This is a genomic window from Sulfobacillus sp. hq2, assembly GCF_002903155.1.
Lineage (GTDB): Bacteria > Bacillota > Sulfobacillia > Sulfobacillales > Sulfobacillaceae > Sulfobacillus > Sulfobacillus thermotolerans.
This window is the reverse complement of record NZ_NWUL01000020.1, coordinates 1-1315: the sequence shown is the minus strand read 5'-3', so window position 1 is coordinate 1315 and position 1315 is coordinate 1. Positions and strand designations below refer to the sequence as shown.

Sequence of the window (1315 nt, the reverse complement as noted above, 5' to 3'; positions counted from 1 at the left end):
CTGATTCTTGGTTCTTCGATGTTTCATGTGGGTAGCCTGAGATCCAGTTTACCGAGGATCAGGTAGGCCATGTTGATAAAGTTCTTGTGGGTACGGTAGCCACGGGCTTTTGCCTTGGCGGACTGGAGGAGGCTATTGAAGCCTTCCAGAATCCCGTTGGTGATCTGGCTCTCGAACCAGCGGAGCACACCATCCCAGTGATTCATGACGGTGTAGGCGACCTTGACCATTGGCGGTAATCCGCTGTCCTTGACGTTTTCCACCCAGGCCTTGAGCAGGGTGGCGCCCTGGTGGCGATTCTGGACGGTGAAGATTTCTTGGAAGGTCAGGCGAAGCTGATAAGCCTGTGCTGTCTTGAGGTTCTGGTTCTTGAGGATCTCCCGGAGCCTGGCGCTTTGCTTGGCGGAGAGCTTTCCCGGGTTCTTGAGCCAAAGCCAGCGGCTCTTTTTCAGGTCTGGTTGGGAGAGGGCTTCCCCCTTGCGTACGGCATCTACGGCCTCATTGACGAGCTTCATGAGGTGAAAGCGATCGAAGGTGACCTGGGCGTTGGGCAGGTGTTCTGCGGCCCCTTTTTGGAAGGCTGGCGAGAGGTCCATGCTGACCTCCGTAATGGCCTCGGCGCTGCCGCCATGGGCCTGCAGATCTTCGGCGAACTGCGCAAAAGTCTCGGCATCCTTGCCGGGTGTGGCAAACAGCAGGCGCTTCGCCACGAGGTCCACAAACAGGGTGATGTAATCATGGCCGCGCCGGCTGCTCGTCTCATCGATACCGACGGAATGGACCTCTGACATGTCCGCGGCCTCGCGGGCCTTGGCGACGTAATGATCGAGCACCCGCCAGAGTCGCTGGTCCGTCTCCCGCACTAGGCGGGAGACCGTCAACACGGGCATCTCCCGGACCATGGCCATGACTAGAGCCTCAAAGAGCAGCGTGAATCCCGAGCCTTCCCGCGCCCAAGGGACGGATACCAAATGCACGCCGTGTTCCGGGCAATGGACCCGTGGTACGCGGGCATGGAGATAAGCCGCATGCTGGAAGAAGTCGAGGTGACGCCAGACCTTCTCCTGGGTGTCATAGACCGGGCAGTCCTGGCCGCAGACCGGACAGGGAAACTGACTACCCCTTGGGAAGTTCACATGCAGGTCCAGGCGCTTTTCCTCCACCGTGAACCGCACATCGTCCACCATCCACGGCGGAACCAACCCCAACGCCAGAGTGAACAGTTGATTACCTTGGTCCATCCTTATCCTCAGCTCGCTGCCCTTCCCATAAAGCAATCATACCGCCTTACCCACTCAATGTGTCGAGGAGCCTG

The 1315-nt window shown here is 58.9% G+C and carries 1 protein-coding gene; it reads right to left on the bottom strand.

Going from position 1 to position 1315, the window contains the following annotated elements; all coding sequences use genetic code 11:
* Nucleotides 1-23: 23 nt before the first annotated feature.
* The gene (locus tag CO251_RS03155) at nt 24-1241 is read right to left on the bottom strand and encodes an ISL3 family transposase (protein WP_014003049.1); all 1218 of its coding nucleotides are present in this window, start codon (nt 1239-1241) and stop codon (nt 24-26) included.
* Nucleotides 1242-1315 lie beyond the last annotated feature (74 nt).